Below are 18348 nucleotides of genomic sequence, written 5' to 3'. Positions count from 1 at the left end.
AATAAATTCCTTTCCTGATGACGTGGTCAGAACCAGAGTGAGCTGTTCTCGAAGAACTGAGAGACATCGTCCCCATCTTGGATGGATTGGTCGATTTGGTCAGCCGCCTCGGTTCTGGACATGACCAGACCTATGGCCCTGGGCAGGGCATCAGCCACTTGTCCGGCACGGATCGGCTGCCCCATGCGTCCGGTAACGACCCCCTGGCCTTCCGGTTGGTTGTCCTGGGCTACCAGATCTGCAAAGTCCTGAGGCTTGCGGGGATCGAAGATCAGCGGCTGCTCCCAGCCGGTCTGCCTGCCGCCGCTGGCCAGGGAACCGGCAAGCCCGTGCAGGAAGGCCGCCGCAGCCGTCAGATCCACCATCAGCGTGGCATCATCCTGGATCGGTCCGGCGTTCTGGGCCAGCATGGCCCCTATGGCTCCGGAGAGCACGTCCCCTGAGCCGGCCGTGGACAGCCAGGCCGGACCGAAACCGGTGGTCATGACCCGGGGGCGGTCGGTGCCGTCCTCGCCGACCACCAGCGTAATGGCCCCCTTGAGCAGAATGGTGGCCCCGGTCAGCTGGCAGGCGCGGACAGCCCAGCGCAGGGGTTCGGCCATGACCTGGTCACCAACCACGTTCTCGCCATGCGAGTTGAGCAGGGCGGCCATCTCGCCGGCGTGCGGGGTCAGCACCGTGCGAGGGCCCAACCGGTCCGGCAGCAGGTCCAGGGCTCCGGCATCGGCCACCACCGGCGGATCGGCTGCCGCCTCGTCCTCGTCCAGGTCCGCGGACTGACGATTGAGTATTTCGGCGATCAGATCCCGCTGCCCGTCCTGGCCTTCAGGCCCTGCGGCCTCCTGGGCCTGCCGGGTGGGTACGCCCGAGCCCAGCACCCAGGACTCTACCCGTCCACGGCCCAGGACCGTTTCGGGCAGCTCCTGCAGGATCAGGTCACCCACCTGTTCGGGACCGCAGTATCGGATCATGCCCACGTTGCCGCTGGCCGCCGCCCTGCTGGAGAGCAGCCCCGCCCCATGGTCGAGGGCGGATCCGGTGACCAGGCCGACCACGCCCCGGCTGTACTTGGTGTCATCGACCCTGGGCGCCCGCAGGAGACCGGCGCAGTCCTCGGCGTTCATGCAGGAGACGCTGGGGACCAGGGCCGAGGTGTCGAAGCCGAAGTCCACCAGGACGATTCTGCCGCAGATGTAAGCGGCCGGAGGCAACATCAGGCAGGGCTTCATGGCCCCCATGGTCACGGTCACATCAGCCGGGATGTAGGCCCCGGGCAGGGTGCCTTCATCAATGTCCACGCCGGAGGGAGTATCCACGGCCAGCACCAGGGGCCCATCCTGACTGGCGGGGTCGTGCCAGGCTGGCCTGTCGGGCAGACCGCCATCCATGCCGAGGTCTGCGGCCAGAGCGGCGGGAATGCCGCGCAGGGCCCCCTTGAGGCCGATACCCGTCATGGCATCGATGATCAGATCCGCCTGTCGGCACAGCTCCAGGGCCTGGTCCAGCTCCTCGGAAGCCTGATCCGGTCCGGCAGGTGCCTCGCAACCGGGGATGGCTGCCTGGGGATCCAGGGCCGTAACCACTCCGCCGGCGCGCAGGAGGGCGTCCAACCCGCCCTGGTGCAGGCTGCGCCCGGTGGCCACTACGGTCACGTCGGCCCCATGCCCGGCCAAATCAGCCGAGGCATAGAGCCCGTCGCCGCCATTGTTACCGGCCCCTGCCAGCAGGACGATCCTGGCCCCTGCCGGCTCCAGCCCGGCCTGGGTCAGCATGACGTCGGCCACGGAGGCCAGGGATCCGGCGGCGATACGTATCAGGGGCACCCCGTCATCCAAAAACGGCTGCTCCAGGGATCGGATCATGTCGGCGGAATAGGCACTGGTGGCCAGAGTCCGGCGGGCTTCGCGGCGTTCATCTGGTGACGGCTTCATGGCATCACACCCCTCATTCAAAAGGTCCACGTGCGGCGGCGGCACGGCCGGCCACGTGCTGGCTCCACTCTATCCGATGGCCTTGTCCTGCAAGCGTTATAAGGTCTGCCTATTTACCAGGGCAGGAAGGGAAATACATGCAGGGATTCGCAATGCCGAACCAGGGCCAGATTATGGCGGTAGTCCTGACGGTGGTGCTCTGTGGCCTCATCGGCTTCGAGCGCGAGTTCCTCAAACACGACGCCGGCATCCGCACCCATATTCTTGTGGGCCTGGGCAGCTGCCTGTTCACCATGGTCTCCCTCTATGGCATCCAGGCCGCCGTGGGCAACTACTCCTGGGACGCCTCGCGAATTGCGGCCAGTGTAGCCTCGGGCATCGGCTTCATCGGTGCCGGAGTCATCTTCTTCAACCACGATTCGGTCAAGGGTCTGACCACGGCCAGCGCCATCTGGGTGGCCGCCGCAGTGGGCATGGCCTGCGGGGTCCAGCTCTTCGCCATCGCCATCCTGGCGGTCATCTTCTACTTTCTGGCTGTCCTGGTTATCGCGCCCATCCTCAAGTGGTTCCTGCGTAACCGTCAGAACACGGTTCTGCGCATCGTATATCAGGACGGCCACGGCTGTCTGCGCGAATCCCTGCTGCTGGCCACCCGCATGGGCTTCGAATCCCGGGTGCTGACCATCCATGAGCTGCACCGAGATGCCTGGAAGGGCGCCGATGTCACCGTCAACCTGCTGGGCAAGGGGGATGTGACCGAGCTGGTCGAATCCATTGGCCAGACTCCAGGGGTCAAGGGCGTGGAGGTCCTGGGGGAGGACGACTGACCTCCTTCCGCTTTACTCTTCGGCCACCAGATCCAGGTAGTCGTCGCTCCAGAGGTCCTCATCCCCGTCGGGCATGAGCAGTACCCGTTCGGGATTGAGCGCCTTGACGGCCCCCTCGTCGTGGGTGACCAACACGATGGCCCCCTCGTACTTGGCGATGGCCTTGAGTATCTCGTCACGCGAAGCGGGGTCCAGATTGTTGGTGGGCTCGTCCAGCAGCAGGACGTTGGCTCGGCTGGTCACCAGGGTGGCCAGTGCCAGACGGGTCTTTTCGCCGCCGGAGAGCACCTTGGTAGGTTTCATGGCGTCGTCCCCTGAAAAAAGGAAGGATCCCAGGATGGTCCGCGCCTGGGTGTTGTCCAGGTCCGGGGCCACATGCTGCAGGTTCTCCAGAACGGTGACATCGTTATCCAGGGTGTCGTGCTCCTGGGCGAAGTAGCCGATCTTGGCCCCATGCCCCAGGGTCACCTTGCCCGTGTCGGGCTGCTCGATGCCGGCCAGCAGCCGTAGCGTGGTGGTCTTGCCAGCGCCGTTGTACCCCAGAATGACCCCCCGGGAGCCCTTGTCAATGGCCAGGTTGATGCCGGCGAAAACAATATTGGAGCCGTAGGCCTTGGACAGGTCTTCGGCCATGATGGGCGTACGGCCGCAGGGGGCAGGATCCGGGAAGCGCAGGTCAGCCACCTTCTCGGCCTTCTCCGCCTCCTGGGTGTCGGCCAGCAGGCGCTGGGCACGGCGCATCATATTCTGGGCGGCCACGGCCTTGGTGGCCTTGGCGTGCAGGCGGATGCCCTGCCGCATCAGACGGTCGGCCTTCTTCTCGGCCACCTCCCGCTCGCGTCGGCGTCGTTCCTCGTCCACCACCCGCTGGCGCAGGTAGGCCTTCCATCCCATGGTGTACATGTCGATGCAGGAACGCTGGGCATCCAGGTGCCAGATGCGGTTGACGGTCTCGTCCAGCAGCTCGGTGGAGTGGGAGATGATCAGGAAGCCACCCTCGAACCGACGCAGGTAGCCCTTGAGCCATTCGATAGAGTCGGCATCCAAATGGTTGGTGGGCTCATCCAAAATCAGGGTGTCAGCGTCGGAGAAGAGTATCCTGGCCAGCTCGACACGTCGGCGCTGACCGCCGGAGAGGGTGCCCAGTGCCTGCTGCAGGGTCTCCTGGCTCAGCCCCAGGCTCTCACCCATGACGATGGCCTGCGATTGAGCCGCATAGCCGCCGGCATTCTCGAAGTCCTGCTGGGCCTTGTCGTAGCGCTTCATGGCCTTTTCCATGACCTTGGGATCTGGACTGGTCATCTCGGTCTCGGCCTTGCGCATCCGCTGAATGATGGATGCGATGTCCCTGGCGCTCATGACCCGGTCCAGGGCGCTCTGCTCGGAGTCGCCCGCATGGGTGGACTGGGGCAGATATCCCAGCTGTCCGGTCACCCGCACCTTGCCGGCCGAGGGGAGCATGTCGCCGGTGATGACCCGGGTCAGCGTGGTCTTGCCGGCGCCGTTGCGGCCCACCAGGCCGATCCGGTCGCCCTTGGTCACGTGGAAGTCGGTGGCTTGCAGCAGTAGTCGGGCACCTATCCGGATCTCAAGTCCCTGCGCCTCAATAGCCATGCCGCCTCCGACCCCGCTTTCCTCATGGATTCAAAACTTGCAAGGAATCATGGTAGCAAGAAGCAAGCCCCGCCAGTGCGTCTCGGCTGACGGGGCAATGGATGCATCATGGATGGATCAGCGGCGGACCACCCTGAACTTGTTCCAGGGGAAGTAGACCAGGAAGGCGCCCACGGCGGTCAGGGCGATGACCAGCACGCCCATGGCGGCCGCGAAGGAGAAGATCCTGATGCCGATGCCCAGGCAGGCCCAGATGACCACCAGTCCGAAGACCCAATCCTTGCCATGCCTGTTCATCAGATAAGCGACGGCCAGGAGGGCGCCGACCACGATAATGGTGGCGAATCCCTGGACGGCACTGCCGACCTTGTGCCCGGCGACCACCATGTATCCGGCGTTGACCAGGGTGGCCACGCTCAGCCAGCTGGCGTAGATGGACAGGGGAATCCAGTCCAGGGCCTTGGCTGCGGTGGGGGTCCCGGCCTTGGTGGCATCCCTGCGTACCAGGGCGTAGAGCATCCAGGTCAGTACGGTCAGAATCAGGATGATGACCAGAGCCCAGAAGTTGCGCTCCATGTGCCACAGGGCCAGCCAGGCGATGTTCAGGCAGCAGGTGGCCACGAAGAGCAGTCCGCTCAGCGTAAAGGGCAGGAAGCCCAGACGTTTGCGGCTCGGTCCGGCCAGACAGAAGCGGAAGAGCCAGATGGCCAGGGCGATGTAGATGACCCCCCAGATGGCGAAGACGTAGCCGGCGGGCATGATCCACAGATCCACCTTGCGAGCCAGACCGCCCACGGTCGTGCCATTGAAGTGGTAGACCTCCGCATAGCCGTTGAACCCCACCATGGCCACCCAGGCCACCCAGAGCAGGATGTCCTCGAAGAGCTTCCAGCCGCGTCCCTTGGAGGATTCCTGCTCCTTCTCGGGCTGATCCTGCTTTTTGGCCTGATTTGATTCCTGTGCTGCCTTGGTGCTGCTGTTATCAGAGCGTTTCTCGCCTCTACTGGCGGTCTCATCGGCGCTGGTTTTTTCAGTCGAGGCCTTCTTCGACGAATCACTAGACTGCTTGGCTGAGGCACTTGAAGACGATGAACCTGAGCTAGACGAATTTGAAGTCGAAGAATTTGAACTCGACGCACCAGAAGATGCTGAACTCTCATTCCTCGAACTCCGGGATTCCGATGACGAGTCCGAGGTTGATTGGTTGCCCTGCATGGCAGGGGAGGTGCGCTTGGCCCTCTCGACCGGGTCCTCATTGTCGGTCCAGAGTCTGCGCGGATTGTCCTTGTCAGTCATGGCACATGCTTCCTCTCCTTGCCGGCCGCAACCGTACTGCCGCCATGGGGATGACCCCGGGCATGGGCCGACCGGCCTCTGCTTCAACTTTAAAGCGGCCCGCCTGGCTCAGTGGTATTGACCACCCGGTCTGGGTGACCGCCGGTGCTAGCCTGAAGCCAAATCCTGAAGCCAGATACTGCAGAGGGGAGTGTGAAATGGCCGAACCTTTATATCGATGCGACTGGGCTCAAGTGGACGATCCGCTCATGCGCAGCTATCACGACCACGAGTGGGGCCGCCCCCTGCACGGCTCCCAGAGGCTCTTCGCCATGCTCTCCCTGGAGATATTCCAGTGTGGGCTCAGCTGGCAGCTGGTCCTGCACCGCCGCCAGGCCCTCTTCAAGGATTTCGACAACTTCGATATTCAGGCCGTCGCAGCCTTCGACGCCGACCGAATCGACCGTCTCATGGCCGACCCGGCCATTATCCGCAATCGGCGCAAGATCGAAGCCACGGTGGCCAACGCGGCCCTGATCGCCCGCCAATTTCCCGGGGAGGCATTCGACCACTACTGCTGGTCCTTCACCGGTGGACTGACTATTAACCACGACTACCCGGACGATCCGTCCATACCGCGCTACGACCACCTGTCAGCCATCGTCTGCAAGGACATGCGCGACCTGGGTCTGCGATTCCTTGGACCGGTGACCGTCCACTCCTTCCTCCAGGCGGCCGGCATGATCAACGACCACCAGCACGACTGCTTCCTCAACGGTTGCGGCCGCCCGCCACTGGATCCGCCCGACCCGACCATCTAAGCCGTCATCGAACACCTGTTCGAATTATTCGGCCCCGGCGATAGTATGGTCAGGCTTTGGCCTCAGCCTTGGCCATGGGTCTTCAGGGAAGCGGATGGGAAGCACGTGAAGCAGCAGAACAAGCCTAAGTCGACAGTGGACGCGGCCATCGAAAACCCGCGCATGATCGAATCCAAGGGGTCCCTGGTGGCGGACCTGTCCATGGTGCCCAATGACCGCAAGATCGTCATCCAGGGCGCCCGGGCCCACAACCTCAAGAACGTCAACCTGTCCATACCCCGCAACCGGATGGTGGTCTTCACCGGCCTGTCAGGCTCCGGCAAGTCCTCCCTGGCCTTCGACACCCTCTTCGCCGAGGGTCAGCGCCGCTACGTGGAGTCCCTCTCCGCCTATGCCCGCCAGTTCCTGGGTCAGATGGACAAGCCCGACGTGGACTTCATCGAGGGCCTGAGCCCTGCCGTCTCCATCGACCAGAAGACCACCAACCGCAACCCCCGGTCCACCGTGGGCACCATCACCGAGGTCTACGACTACCTGCGCCTGCTCTTCGCCAGGACCGGCATTCCCCACTGCCCGGTCTGCGGGGCCGAGGTACGCGCCCAGTCGCCGCAGCAGATCGTCGACACCCTCATGTCCAGGCCCGAGGGGACCCGCTTCCAGCTACTGGCTCCCATTGTCAAGGGCCGCAAGGGCGAGTTCGTCGAGACGCTTGAGCTCCTGCGCTCCGACGGCTACTCCCGGGCCATCATCGACGGGGACATGCACCAGCTGTCCGACTCCATCAAGCTGACCAAGCAGAAGAAGCACACCATCGAGGTGGTGGTGGACCGGCTGGTCATTCGCGAGGGCATGCGCCAGCGGCTGACCGACTCCGTGGAGACCGCCCTGCGACTGGCCAAGGGCACTGTAGTTGCCGACTTCGTGGATCTGGATGCCAAGGACCCCGAGCGTCGTCAGCCTTTCTCCGAGAAGCGGTCCTGCCCCAACGGCCATGAGCTGGAGCTGGACGAGATCGAGCCCCGGACCTTCTCCTTCAACGCCCCCTACGGAGCCTGCCCGGCCTGCACCGGCCTGGGATTCAACCTGGAGATCGATCCCGAGCTGGTGGTGCCAGACCCGGATAAGAGCCTCAAGGACGGGGCCGTGGAGCCATGGAGCGGCACCAAGAGCCAGCAGCGCTTCTATGGCCACCTGCTGGACGGCCTGGCCAAGGAGATGGGCTTCTCCACCTCGACCCCCTGGAAGGACCTGCCCGAGGAAGTCCGTCACGCCGTCATGTACGGGCATGACTTCAAGGTGGACGTCTCCTACCGGAACCGCTGGGGCCGCCTGCGCGAGTACACCACCGGGTTCGAGGGCGTGGTCCGCACCCTGATGCGTCGCCACGACGAGACCGACTCGCAGCCCATGAAGCAGTACTACGAGTCCTACATGCGCGAGGTGCCCTGCCAGGTCTGCCAGGGCAAGCGCCTGAAGCCCGAGGTTCTGGCCGTGACCGTGGACGGCCTGTCCATCGCCCAGGTCTGTGACATGGCCGTGTCTGCCAGCCTGAAGTGGATAGAGGGCCTGCACATGGAGGGCGCCCAGGCCAAGATCGCCGGGGAAGTTCTCAAGGAGATTCGCGCCCGCCTGCGCTTCCTCAACGACGTGGGCCTGAACTACCTGACCCTGTCCCGGGCGGCAGCCACCCTCTCCGGCGGCGAGGCCCAGCGCATTCGTCTGGCCACCCAGATCGGCTCGGGCCTGGTGGGCGTCATGTACGTGCTGGACGAACCCTCCATCGGCCTGCACCAGCGGGACAACGACCGGCTGATCAAGACCCTGCAGCGGCTGCGCGACCTGGGCAACACCCTGATCGTGGTCGAACACGACGAGGACACCATCCGCCAGGCCGACTGGCTGGTCGATATCGGACCGGGGGCCGGCGAGCATGGCGGGGAGGTCATCTTCTCCGGGCGCTCGCAGGACCTGGTCAAGGCCTCCCGCTCCATCACCGCCGACTACATCGCCGGACGCCGTTCCATCGAGGTGCCCAAGCGCCGCCGCAAGACCAACCGGACCCGCCAGCTGACCGTGGTGGGGGCACGCGAGAACAACCTGAAGAACCTCAAGGTCTCCTTCCCGTTGGGGGTCATGACCCTGGTCACCGGCGTCTCCGGCTCCGGCAAGTCCACCCTGGTCAACTCCATCCTCTATCCGGTGCTGGCCGACCAGCTCAACAACGCCCGCATCGTGCCCGGCAAGCACACCCGGGTTGAGGGCGTGGATCAGGTGCGCAAGGTCATCCACGTGGACCAGAACCCCATCGGCCGCACCCCGCGCTCCAACCCGGCCACCTACACCGGCGTCTGGGACAAGATCCGCCAGCTTTTCGCCAAGACCCCCGAGGCCCAGGTGCGCGGCTACGGGCCAGGCCGTTTCTCCTTCAACGTCAAGGGTGGCCGCTGCGAGACCTGCCACGGTGACGGAACCATCAAGATCGAGATGAACTTCCTGCCCGACGTCTACGTGCAGTGCGAGACCTGCCATGGCAAGCGCTACAACAGGGAGACCCTTGAGGTCACCTACAACGGCAAGACCGTCTCGGACGTGCTGGACATGCCCATCGAGGAGGCCGCCCACTTCTTCAAGGCCTATCCCTCCATCGCCCGCTACCTGGACACCCTGGTGGACGTGGGCCTGGGCTACATCCGCCTGGGCCAGCCGGCGCCCACCCTGTCCGGAGGCGAGTCCCAGCGGGTCAAGCTGGCCACCGAGTTGCAGCGGCGCTCCGACGGCAAGACCGTCTACATCCTTGACGAGCCCACCACGGGCCTGCACTTCGAGGATGTCCGCAAGCTGCTCAAGGTCCTGCACGGCCTGGTCGACAAGGGCAACACGGTCATCGTCATCGAACACAACTTGGATGTGATCAAGACCGCCGACTGGATCATCGACCTGGGACCCGAGGGCGGCGACGGCGGCGGCACCGTGGTGGCCCAGGGCACCCCCGAGCAGGTTGCCGCCAATCCGAACAGCTGGACCGGCAAGTACTTGAAGCCCATGCTGGATCCCGCCAAGGTAGCCAAGGCCACCCGATCATGACCCGTAGCTGCTTCGAGCGGCATACGCCGCAGGTATGGCGACGCACCGCCCAAGCCCTGGAGGAGGAGTCCGCCACCGGCACCACGACCGGCGTCAACAAGAACGGCGCACCCCTGCTGGGCGACAGCCGTGACCTCTTCCGTCCCAAGACCTCGGACATTCCCACTCAGCCGGGTGTCTACAAGTGGCGGGACGGCGACGGCCGGGTCATCTATGTGGGCAAGGCCAAGAACCTGCGCAACCGTCTGACCAACTACTTCCAGCCCCTGGAAAACCTGCACCCGCGCACCCAGACCATGGTCCTGACGGCCCGGAGCCTGGAGTGGACCGTTGTGGGCACCGACCTGGAGTCCCTGACCCTGGAATACACCTGGATCAAGGAGTTCGATCCCCGCTTCAACGTCAAGCTGCGGGACGACAAGACCTACCCCTACCTGGCTGTATCCGTGGGGGAGGAGTTCCCCCGGGTATGGATGACCCGCGTGCGCAAACGGCACGACACCCGTTACTTCGGCCCCTACGCCAAGGTCTGGGACATGAAGCACACCCTGGACGCCCTGCTCAAGACCTACCCGGTGCGTACCTGCACCCCCGGCGTCTTCCGCAAGGCCAAGCTCAGCGGCCGTCCCTGCCTGCTGGCCTCCATCGGCAAGTGCTCGGCCCCCTGTGTGGGTCGGATCAGCGCCAGCGACCACCGTCGTCTGTGTACGGAGCTGACCGGGGTCATCACCGGCAGGCTGGGCAAGAGCTACCGGGCCGGGCTGACCAGAAGCATGCAGAAGGCCAGCGAGGATCTGGACTTCGAGAAGGCCGCCCGCCTGCGCGACCAGATCGCCATGCTGGACACGGTCATCGAGCAGAATGCCGTGGCCTTCGCCTCCAACGTGGATGTGGACGTCTTTGGCGTGGCCTCGGACGAACTGGAGGCCTCGGTTCACGCCTTCTTCGTGCGCCCAGGAGCCATCCGCGGCGAACGCAACTGGAGTGTGGAGCGGGTCGAGGACGTCTCCGACAGCGAGCTGATCAGCGACTTGCTGGTGCAGGTCTACTCGGACCTGATGAATGAGAACGACAGCGAGCTGCATAAGCTGCCCGGAGAGTCGGATACCCCTGTCGCCATCAGCCAGGACCGGGATGCCATGGGCTCCACCCAGAAGGTCACAGCCCTGGATGCCGAGGCCCGGGCCAAGGCCACCAGGAGCCGGCACCGCCATCAGGACCAGACCGGACGTGCCGACCTGCTGGCCCCCATCTCGCCGGTGCCTCCCGAGGTCATTGTCCCCATCCAGCCGGATCGGACCGGTGACCTGCAGGAGTGGTTGCGGGAGCTGCGCGGGTCCGCAGTGACCATCCGTGTGGCCAGCCGAGGGGAGAAGAAGTCCCTGATGGACCGGGCCAACGCCAACGCCCGCCAGGCCCTCCAGCGCAGCAAGCTCAGCCGCATGAGCGACATGGGCACCCGCACCCAGGCCATGAACGACGTGGCCAAGGCCCTCGGGCTGGATCGCGCCCCGCTGCGCATCGAGTGCTACGACATCTCCAACACCGTCGGCGGCCAGTTCCAGGTGGCCTCCATGGTGGTCTTCGAGGATGCCGTCCCCAAGAAGTCCGAGTACCGTCGGTTCGCCATCCGCGGTGAGGACGGCAAGGGCGCTGTGGACGATATGAGCGCCATCTACGAGACCCTGACCCGGCGCTTCCGCCACGGCAACATTGCCGGCGATAGCGGCGACAGCATGGAGGCCGAGCGAAAGGCCAGCGACAAGGCACCCGAATTGGTGGAGCAGGAGGAGGGAGCCATCGTCCAGCAGAACACCGCCGCCCGCCACTTCGCCTACAAGCCCAACCTGGTCGTGGTCGATGGCGGCAAACCCCAGGTGACCGCTGCTGCCCGGGCCCTGCACGACTGTGGTGTGGACGATGTGGCCCTGTGCGGGTTGGCCAAGCGCCTGGAGGAGGTCTGGGTGCCTGACGACGACTATCCCATCATCCTCAAGCGCCAGTCCGAAGGCATGTACCTGCTGCAGCGGGTGCGCGACGAATCCCACCGGTTCGCCATCACCTACCACCGGCAGACCCGGCGCAAGGGTGCCCTCCGGTCGGCCCTGGACGAGATTCCGGGCATCGGCCCCGCCTATCAGAAGAAACTGCTCAATCATTTTGGGTCGGTCAAGCGCATGCGCCAGGCCTCCCAGGAGGAGCTGGAGGCCGTCAAGGGCATCGGCTCAGCCAAGGCCGAGGCCATCTATCAGGCCCTCCACAGTGACCAGGATCAGACCGGGGACAGCCAGCGATAAAATGGCTCAGAAGGCTGGCAGAAGGCCATGCCCTGATCTTGATTGGTGCGTGATTGCAGATATGAATGGATCTGATCGTCGTTGTGCCGTCCTGGGCGACCCCATCAGCCATTCCCTTTCACCCCTCTTGCATAGGTCAGCCTATGCCGCGCTGGGTCTGGACGGCTGGCGCTATGACCGTGTGCGCATGGACGCTGACGGTCTGGTGGACTTTATCCACGGCCTTGACCCTTCCTGGGCCGGTCTCAGCCTGACCATGCCCTTGAAGAGTGCTGTTGGCCCCTTGGGAGATTTTTGTGACTGCTGGTCTAAGACTTTGGGAGTGGCCAACACAGCGGTCTTTGCACAGGGCGGCCCAGCCAAGGGCTTGTCCTTGTACAACACCGACGTGGAGGGAATCGTGGCGGCCCTGCTGGAGGCTGCCGACCGTTGCCGGGCTGACGAAGATCCTGACGATCTGGCGGCCCTGCTGGAGGCAGCCGGTCAGGGACGGCAGGACCGGCTTCCCGACCAACCGTATGGGGGAGCGAGAGCCCTGGTCATCGGCAACGGGAACACCGCCGAGTCCGCCTTCTGTGCCTTGAAGGTGCTGGGGATCGAGCGTGTGGACCTGCTGGCCCGCAACCCGGAGCACTGTGACCACATGCTGGACCTTGCCTCCCGGCTGGGTCTGCCTGAGCCAACCGTCACCGCCATGGACCAGGCAGAGGCAGCCGAAAGGGCCCTGACCAGGGCCGATATTGTCGTCTCCACCCTGCCTTCGGGTGCAGCTGACCCCCTGGCCGATCTGTTCAGTACAGCTGATGACGACGGGCGCTTGGGCCCAGTCTTGCTGGATGTAGTCTATGACCCCCGGCCCACTCCGCTCATGAAGGCTTTCCGCCGCCGGCCGGGCGCACGGGCCATCAGTGGCGAACGAATGCTGCTCTATCAAGCCGTGCGCCAGGTGGCGCTGATGACCGGTCGACCCTTGGCCGCTGTTCCGGTGGCCGCCATGGATCGAGCCTTGAGGGAGGCATGACGATGACGACGGAAAAACCGCCCTTCGCAGGCTTTGAGGTACTGCTTATCACAGGCATGTCCGGCGCAGGCCGCTCCCGCGCCGCCGACTCCATGGAGGATATGGGCTGGTATGTGGTCGACAACATGCCCCCGCGCCTGCTGGTGCCCCTGGTCGACATGATGACCTCGGCCGGAAGCTCCCTGCACCGCCTGGCCGCCGTCATCGACGTCCGGTCCCGCTCCTACTTCGACGACCTGTCGGCCGTGCTCAGCCACCTGGACGACCTGGGAGTACGCTGCCGCATCCTCTTTTTGGATGCCTCCGACCAGGTGCTGGTCAAGCGCTATGAGTCCGTCCGCCGACCCCACCCCCTGCAGGGCTCCGGCCGTCTGATCGACGGCATCCAGGAGGAGCGCCGCCTGCTGAGCGGGCTCAAGGAGCGCGCCGACATGGTCATCGACACCTCCAACCTGAGCATCCATCAGCTGTCCACCCGCCTCTACGAAATGGTCCTGGGCTCCGGCCCGACCACCGTGGGCGTGCACATCATGAGCTTCGGATTCAAGTACGGTCTGCCTATCGACGCCGACTTCGTAGCCGACGTGCGCTTCCTGCCCAACCCTTACTGGGTTCCCGAGCTACGCGATCTGAACGGCCATGACGGCCCGGTCCGCGACTATGTGATGGCCAGCAAGGGCGCCAAGGAGTTCCTGGATGCCTACACCACCGCCATCTTGACCGCGCTCAGCGGCTATGCACGCGAGGACAAGCACTATGTAACCATCGCCTTTGGCTGCACCGGTGGACAGCACCGCTCGGTGGCCATGGCCGACGCTCTGGCCGCCCGTCTGCGGTCCCGGGGAATGGAGGTGACCGTCTCGGCCCGCGAGCTGCCGCACCGTCCCCGCGGATAGCCAAAGGCGCAATTTGTCCAAGATATTCGGTATCACAGTAATCCGGTGGTCGGCACGGCAGGTGTGTCGCGCGGCCAAGAAGTATTCATTTTTCAGTATTTTTTCGTAGGAGGACGGCTCTTGGCCCTACTTGATGATGTCAAAAGCGAGCTGGCCGCGATTGACAACGAACCCCCCTCTGCCAAGAAAGCACAATCGGCGGCCATGATCCGCTTCGGCGGCGGTCTGCACATCATTCAGCGTCACATTGTGGTGGAAGCACAATTCGACTCCCTGCCGGCAGCGCAGTGGTTGCAGAACACCATCAGGGACGTCTATGGCCATGATTCCGATCTGATCCAGGTCAAGCGTCAGGCCCCCACCGGCAACCTGACCCGCTACTCGGTTCGCGTGCTGCGGGCAGGCGGTGCCCTGGCCCTGCAGACCGGTCTGCTGGACCGCCGCAAGCATCCGGTTCGTGGTCTTCCCGCCGACATCGTCTCCGGCAACATCGCCCAGGTCAAGGCCGCATGGCGAGGAGCCTTCCTGGCCCATGGCGAGCTGTCCGACCCGGGCAAGGCCTCCTACCTGGAGATCGTCTGCCCCGGATCCGAGGCCGCTCTGGCCCTGGTGGGCGCCGCCCGCCGTCTGGGCATCAACGCCAAGGCCCGCCAGGTGCGCAGCTCCGAGCGCGTCACCCTGCGTGACCCGGACGTCATCGAACGCATGCTCAACCTGATGGGCGCCCCCAAGTCCTCCCGTGAGTGGACCGGCAAGCGCAGCGACGGGGAATCCCGCGGCAAGGCCAACCGTCTGGCCAACTTCGACGATGCCAATATGCGCCGCTCGGCCAAGGCCGCCGTCGAGGCCAGCGCCAAGGTCACCAAGGCCTTCCAGATTCTGGGCGACGACATCCCCGAGAACCTGCGTGCAGCCGGCCAGCTTCGTCTGGACCACAGGGAGGCCTCCCTCGAAGAGCTGGGCCGTCTGGCCGATCCGCCGGTCACCAAGGATGCCATCGCCGGACGCATCCGCCGTCTGCTGCAGCTGGCCACCAAGGTCGAAAAGAAGAGGGCCGAGGAACAGGCAAAACAAGAGTGAGATATCTCACACAGGTCGGTCTGCCTGAGTACCATGGCAGGGGAGCGGGCGCATGGACCCGCAGTCAGAAAGGATACGCATGAAAACACTGAAGAGCCTCGGTGATCTCAAGGGCAAGCGCGTGCTCGTCCGCGCGGACTTCAACGTGCCGCTGGACGGCACCACCATTACGGACGACGGCCGCATCCGCGCCGCCCTGCCAACCATCGAGCAGCTTCGTGGTCAGGGCGCCAAGGTCATCCTCATGGCCCACCTGGGTCGCCCCAAGGGCAAGGTCGTTCCCGAGCTGAGCCTGGCCCCCGTGGCCGCTCGTCTGGGCGAGCTGCTGGGCGTGCAGGTTCCACTGGCCGAGGACACCTATGGTCCCGATGCCCATGCCAAGGTGGCCGCCATGAACGACGGCGACGTGGTCCTGCTGCAGAACGTGCGCTACAACCCCGAGGAGACCAGCAAGGACGAAGCCGAGCGCGATGCCTACGCCCGCAAGATCGCCGACCTGGGCGATGTCTTCGTCTCCGATGGCTTCGGCGTGGTCCACCGTGCCCAGGGCTCCAACTACTCCGTGGCCAAGTTCCTGCCCTCCGCAGCAGGCCTGCTGGTCGAGAAGGAGGTCAAGGCCCTGTCCAAGGCGACCGAGAACCCCGAGCGGCCCTTCACTGTGGTCCTGGGCGGCTCCAAGGTCTCCGACAAGCTGGGTGTCATCGAGAACCTGCTCAGCAAGGCCGACCGTCTGGTCATCGGCGGCGGCATGGTCTTCACCTTCCTCAAGGCCGAGGGCTACGAGGTCGGCTCCTCCCTGCTGGAGGAGGATCAGGTCGATACCGTCAAGGGCTACATGGCCACTGCCCGCGAGAAGGGCGTGGAGCTGGTTCTGCCCACCGACATCGTGGTGGCTGACGAGTTCAAGGCGGATTCGCCTCATCAGGTGGTCCCTGCCGACGGCATCCCCGCAGACAAGATGGGTCTGGACATCGGTCCCGACTCCCAGAAGCTCTTCCACGACAAAATCGTGGACTCCAAGACCGTGGTCTGGAACGGACCCATGGGCGTCTTCGAGTTCCCGGCATTCGCCGATGGCACCCGGGCTGTGGCCCAGGGCCTGGTCGACGCCACCAAGGCCGGAGCCTTCACCATCGTCGGCGGCGGCGACTCCGCCTCGGCCGTGCGTAACCTGGGCTTCCCCGAGGATGGCTTCTCGCACATCTCCACCGGCGGCGGCGCCTCGCTGGAGTTCCTTGAGGGCAAGGAGCTTCCGGGTCTGAAGGTGCTGGAGTAAAATCGGCAGACAGACGGGCAATGCCGGGTCACCGGGTTTCGCATCCGGCGGCCCGGCATTGCTGTTGTCGCGCGGATGGAAAGGTCTGGTATGGCACGCATTCCCCTGGTGGCCGGTAATTGGAAGATGAACTTCGACCACCTGGAAGCCACCTATTTCGTGCAGAAGCTGGCCTGGCTCCTGCGCGACGCCCACTTCGACCGCAGGCGCTGCCAGGTGGCGCTGATGCCCGCCTTTACCGCCCTGCGCTCCGTCCAGGTGCTGGTGGAGGCCGACAACCTGCCCATCGAGTATGGGGCCCAGGCTGTCTCCGTCACCGCCCAGGGAGCCTTCACCGGGGATGTGTCCGCCGACATGCTGGCCCAGCTGGGCTGCAGCTACGTCATCGTGGGCCACTCCGAGCGACGCAAGTACCATCCCGAGGACGATGCCAACATCGTCGACCAGGTCCGTGCCGTCCTGGCTGCGGGCATGAAGCCCATCCTCTGCGTGGGGGAGAGCTACGAGGAGCGCCGCCAGGGCATCCAGCTGGACTTCGCCGTGGGCCAGGTCAACGACGTCACCCGGGACCTGGCCAAGGAGGACATGGACAACCTGATTGTGGCCTACGAACCGGTCTGGGCCATCGGCACCGGCATGGTGGCCACCCCGGACACCGCCCAGCAGGCCGCCCGGGCCATCCGCGACCACATCTCAGGCAAGTTCGGAGAGCCTGCCGGCCAAGCCGTGCGCATCCTCTACGGCGGCTCGGTCACCTCCAAGAACGCCTCCCAGATGATCACCCAGCCGGACGTGGACGGCTTTCTGGTGGGCGGTGCCTCCCTGGATGTGGAGGAGTTCGCGCGGATCGTGCGACTGGCTGCCAAGGGTTGATGCGTTTTTCCCCGGGTATCTGTATACTTGTTCCAAGTTCCTTACATGGAGGTATGTGCCGTGACCATTGTCAAGATTGTGCTCGAAGTCGTTGTGATCCTCGCCAGCATACTGCTGACCATGCTGATTCTGCTGCACAAGGGCAAGGGCGGCGGCCTGTCCGATATGTTCGGCGGCGGAATCGGCTCCAACGCTGGCACCTCAGGTGCAGCCGAGAAGAACCTGAACCGGCTGACCATCATCGTGGCCCTGATCTGGGTGGCCATCATCATTGCCTTGGATCTCATTACCAAGTACAAGCTGGCCTGATTCCATCAGACAATACCTAAAATATTTGACCCCGGCATTGACCGGGGTTTTTGCATATCTGGACGACTTTAGTGCGGGCTCCTAGTCCTTGACTATTACCAGAATATGTCATTCACAATGCACCGATAATCCAACGATTCAGCCGCCTGACGGATAGAGTAGAGAATGGTGTGCCCGACGAGCGGCGCATCACACGATGTCGTGCAAGCTAAGCAAGCGAAAGGAAGTGCTCATGGCTGAGCAAGCTGCACCGAGCCTGGAGGGCTGGTTTTGTCTTCACCTCTTCTGGAAAATCGATTGGGCCAAGTGGCGCCGAGTGCCGCAGGGCGAACGCCAGGAATGCCTGGATGAGTTCAAGGCCCTGGCCGCACAGCTGGACGCGGTCCAGTCCCAGGGCGAGGGAAGCCACTACTGGTGCCAGGTCAACGGGCAAAAGGCCGACCTGGGCCTGATGGTCCTCAGGGAGACCCTGGACCAGCTGCAGGAGGTCGAGACTTCCCTGGAGAAGCTGCGGCTATCCGATTACCTGGAGCCGACCATCTCCTATGTGTCGGTCACCGAGGTGGGCCTCTACTCGGGCGAGCCGACCACGGACCGTGGCTGGTCCTACGTCAACGCCAGCCTGCATCCCAAGACCCCCGACAAGCCCTACATCTGCTTCTATCCCATGTCGAAGACCCGCGTCCCCGGAGCCAACTGGTACACGCTGCCCTACGACCAGCGCAAGGCCTACATGCATGACCACGGCAAGATCGGCCGCTCCTACGCCGGCAAGGTCTCCATCATCCTGACAGGCTCCATCGGCCTGGACGACTACGAGTGGGGCGTCACCCTGTTCGCCGACGACCCCGTCCAATTCAAGAAGATCGTCACCGAGATGCGCTACATCGAAGCTAGCTCCATCTACGGCGAATTCCCCTACTTCCTGGTGGGCACCAAGACCGATCCTGAGCGCATCGACAGGCTGCTCACCGACCAGATGGGACAGTAACACCATGTCGACAAGAGAGAGAAGATCGATCCTTTCCACGCCCATATGGTTCT

General features: G+C 64.3%; 14 protein-coding genes. 11 read left to right on the top strand and 3 right to left on the bottom strand.

Annotated features, from left to right (window positions below):
• Positions 1-26: 26 nt before the first annotated feature.
• Positions 27-1931 carry a bifunctional ADP-dependent NAD(P)H-hydrate dehydratase/NAD(P)H-hydrate epimerase gene (locus tag CI601_RS05970; RefSeq protein ID WP_121914676.1) on the bottom strand — a complete coding sequence of 635 codons (1905 nt, stop codon included), beginning with the start codon at positions 1929-1931 and terminating at the stop codon, positions 27-29.
• Positions 1932-2068: 137 nt separating this feature from the next.
• Between CI601_RS05970 and CI601_RS05965 the strand changes: the two genes are divergently transcribed.
• Positions 2069-2758, top strand: a complete 690-nt coding sequence (locus tag CI601_RS05965) for an MgtC/SapB family protein (RefSeq protein WP_121914675.1) — start codon at positions 2069-2071, stop codon at positions 2756-2758.
• A gap of 12 nt (positions 2759-2770) precedes the next feature.
• Here the strand turns inward: CI601_RS05965 and CI601_RS05960 are convergent, their stop codons facing one another.
• Together CI601_RS05960 and CI601_RS05955 are read right to left on the bottom strand one after the other, a co-directional pair.
• Positions 2771-4372 (bottom strand): ABC-F family ATP-binding cassette domain-containing protein, encoded by a 1602-nt coding sequence (locus CI601_RS05960; protein ID WP_121914674.1) that lies wholly within the window; start codon positions 4370-4372, stop codon positions 2771-2773.
• A gap of 117 nt (positions 4373-4489) precedes the next feature.
• Positions 4490-5668 carry a TspO/MBR family protein gene (locus tag CI601_RS05955; RefSeq protein WP_121914673.1) on the bottom strand — a complete coding sequence of 393 codons (1179 nt, stop codon included), beginning with the start codon at positions 5666-5668 and terminating at the stop codon, positions 4490-4492.
• A 197-nt stretch (positions 5669-5865) separates the two neighbouring features.
• On the opposite strand from CI601_RS05955, the gene CI601_RS05950 reads away from it, so the two are divergent.
• The 10 genes from CI601_RS05950 (at position 5866) to hemQ (ending at position 18295) form a co-directional block, all read left to right on the top strand.
• The gene (locus tag CI601_RS05950; protein ID WP_121914672.1) at positions 5866-6468 is read left to right on the top strand and encodes a DNA-3-methyladenine glycosylase I; all 603 of its coding nucleotides are present in this window, start codon (positions 5866-5868) and stop codon (positions 6466-6468) included.
• Positions 6469-6630: 162 nt separating this feature from the next.
• On the top strand, positions 6631-9552 hold the full coding sequence (gene uvrA, locus CI601_RS05945) for an excinuclease ABC subunit UvrA (protein WP_121914822.1): 2922 nt from the start codon (positions 6631-6633) through the stop codon (positions 9550-9552).
• Positions 9549-11849, top strand: coding sequence for an excinuclease ABC subunit UvrC (gene uvrC, locus CI601_RS05940; protein ID WP_121914671.1), 2301 nt, complete (start codon positions 9549-9551; stop codon positions 11847-11849). Before uvrA ends, uvrC begins: the two co-directional genes overlap by 4 nt.
• A gap of 61 nt (positions 11850-11910) precedes the next feature.
• Positions 11911-12870 (top strand): shikimate dehydrogenase, encoded by a 960-nt coding sequence (locus CI601_RS05935; protein WP_121914821.1) that lies wholly within the window; start codon positions 11911-11913, stop codon positions 12868-12870.
• A gap of 2 nt (positions 12871-12872) precedes the next feature.
• The gene (rapZ, locus tag CI601_RS05930; RefSeq protein WP_121914670.1) at positions 12873-13766 is read left to right on the top strand and encodes an RNase adapter RapZ; all 894 of its coding nucleotides are present in this window, start codon (positions 12873-12875) and stop codon (positions 13764-13766) included.
• A gap of 120 nt (positions 13767-13886) precedes the next feature.
• Positions 13887-14846, top strand: coding sequence for a DNA-binding protein WhiA (gene whiA, locus CI601_RS05925; RefSeq protein ID WP_024628062.1), 960 nt, complete (start codon positions 13887-13889; stop codon positions 14844-14846).
• A gap of 79 nt (positions 14847-14925) precedes the next feature.
• Positions 14926-16122 (top strand): phosphoglycerate kinase, encoded by a 1197-nt coding sequence (locus CI601_RS05920; RefSeq protein ID WP_024628061.1) that lies wholly within the window; start codon positions 14926-14928, stop codon positions 16120-16122.
• A gap of 90 nt (positions 16123-16212) precedes the next feature.
• Positions 16213-16995, top strand: coding sequence for a triose-phosphate isomerase (gene tpiA, locus CI601_RS05915; RefSeq protein WP_121914669.1), 783 nt, complete (start codon positions 16213-16215; stop codon positions 16993-16995).
• A 60-nt stretch (positions 16996-17055) separates the two neighbouring features.
• Positions 17056-17304 carry a preprotein translocase subunit SecG gene (gene secG, locus CI601_RS05910; protein WP_101432389.1) on the top strand — a complete coding sequence of 83 codons (249 nt, stop codon included), beginning with the start codon at positions 17056-17058 and terminating at the stop codon, positions 17302-17304.
• Positions 17305-17536: 232 nt separating this feature from the next.
• Positions 17537-18295 (top strand): hydrogen peroxide-dependent heme synthase, encoded by a 759-nt coding sequence (gene hemQ, locus CI601_RS05905; RefSeq protein WP_024628058.1) that lies wholly within the window; start codon positions 17537-17539, stop codon positions 18293-18295.
• Positions 18296-18348: the final 53 nt, after the last annotated feature.

The organism is Bifidobacterium sp. wkB344, assembly GCF_003688305.1.
Taxonomy (GTDB): domain Bacteria; phylum Actinomycetota; class Actinomycetes; order Actinomycetales; family Bifidobacteriaceae; genus Bombiscardovia; species Bombiscardovia mizhiensis.
The sequence above is the reverse complement of the archived record's forward strand: the minus strand, read 5'-3'. Positions and strand labels throughout refer to the sequence as shown.

Coding starts and splice junctions, on each gene's coding strand:
- rapZ (WP_121914670.1), top strand. CDS start 12,873: ATGACGACGGAAAAACCGCCCTTCGCAGGCTTTGAGGTACTGCTTATC.
- CI601_RS05965 (WP_121914675.1), top strand. CDS start 2,069: ATGCAGGGATTCGCAATGCCGAACCAGGGCCAGATTATGGCGGTAGTC.
- uvrC (WP_121914671.1), top strand. CDS start 9,549: ATGACCCGTAGCTGCTTCGAGCGGCATACGCCGCAGGTATGGCGACGC.
- CI601_RS05935 (WP_121914821.1), top strand. CDS start 11,911: ATGAATGGATCTGATCGTCGTTGTGCCGTCCTGGGCGACCCCATCAGC.
- CI601_RS05920 (WP_024628061.1), top strand. CDS start 14,926: ATGAAAACACTGAAGAGCCTCGGTGATCTCAAGGGCAAGCGCGTGCTC.
- hemQ (WP_024628058.1), top strand. CDS start 17,537: ATGGCTGAGCAAGCTGCACCGAGCCTGGAGGGCTGGTTTTGTCTTCAC.
- tpiA (WP_121914669.1), top strand. CDS start 16,213: ATGGCACGCATTCCCCTGGTGGCCGGTAATTGGAAGATGAACTTCGAC.
- CI601_RS05955 (WP_121914673.1), bottom strand. CDS start 5,668: ATGACTGACAAGGACAATCCGCGCAGACTCTGGACCGACAATGAGGAC.
- CI601_RS05960 (WP_121914674.1), bottom strand. CDS start 4,372: ATGGCTATTGAGGCGCAGGGACTTGAGATCCGGATAGGTGCCCGACTA.
- CI601_RS05950 (WP_121914672.1), top strand. CDS start 5,866: ATGGCCGAACCTTTATATCGATGCGACTGGGCTCAAGTGGACGATCCG.
- uvrA (WP_121914822.1), top strand. CDS start 6,631: ATGATCGAATCCAAGGGGTCCCTGGTGGCGGACCTGTCCATGGTGCCC.
- CI601_RS05970 (WP_121914676.1), bottom strand. CDS start 1,931: ATGAAGCCGTCACCAGATGAACGCCGCGAAGCCCGCCGGACTCTGGCC.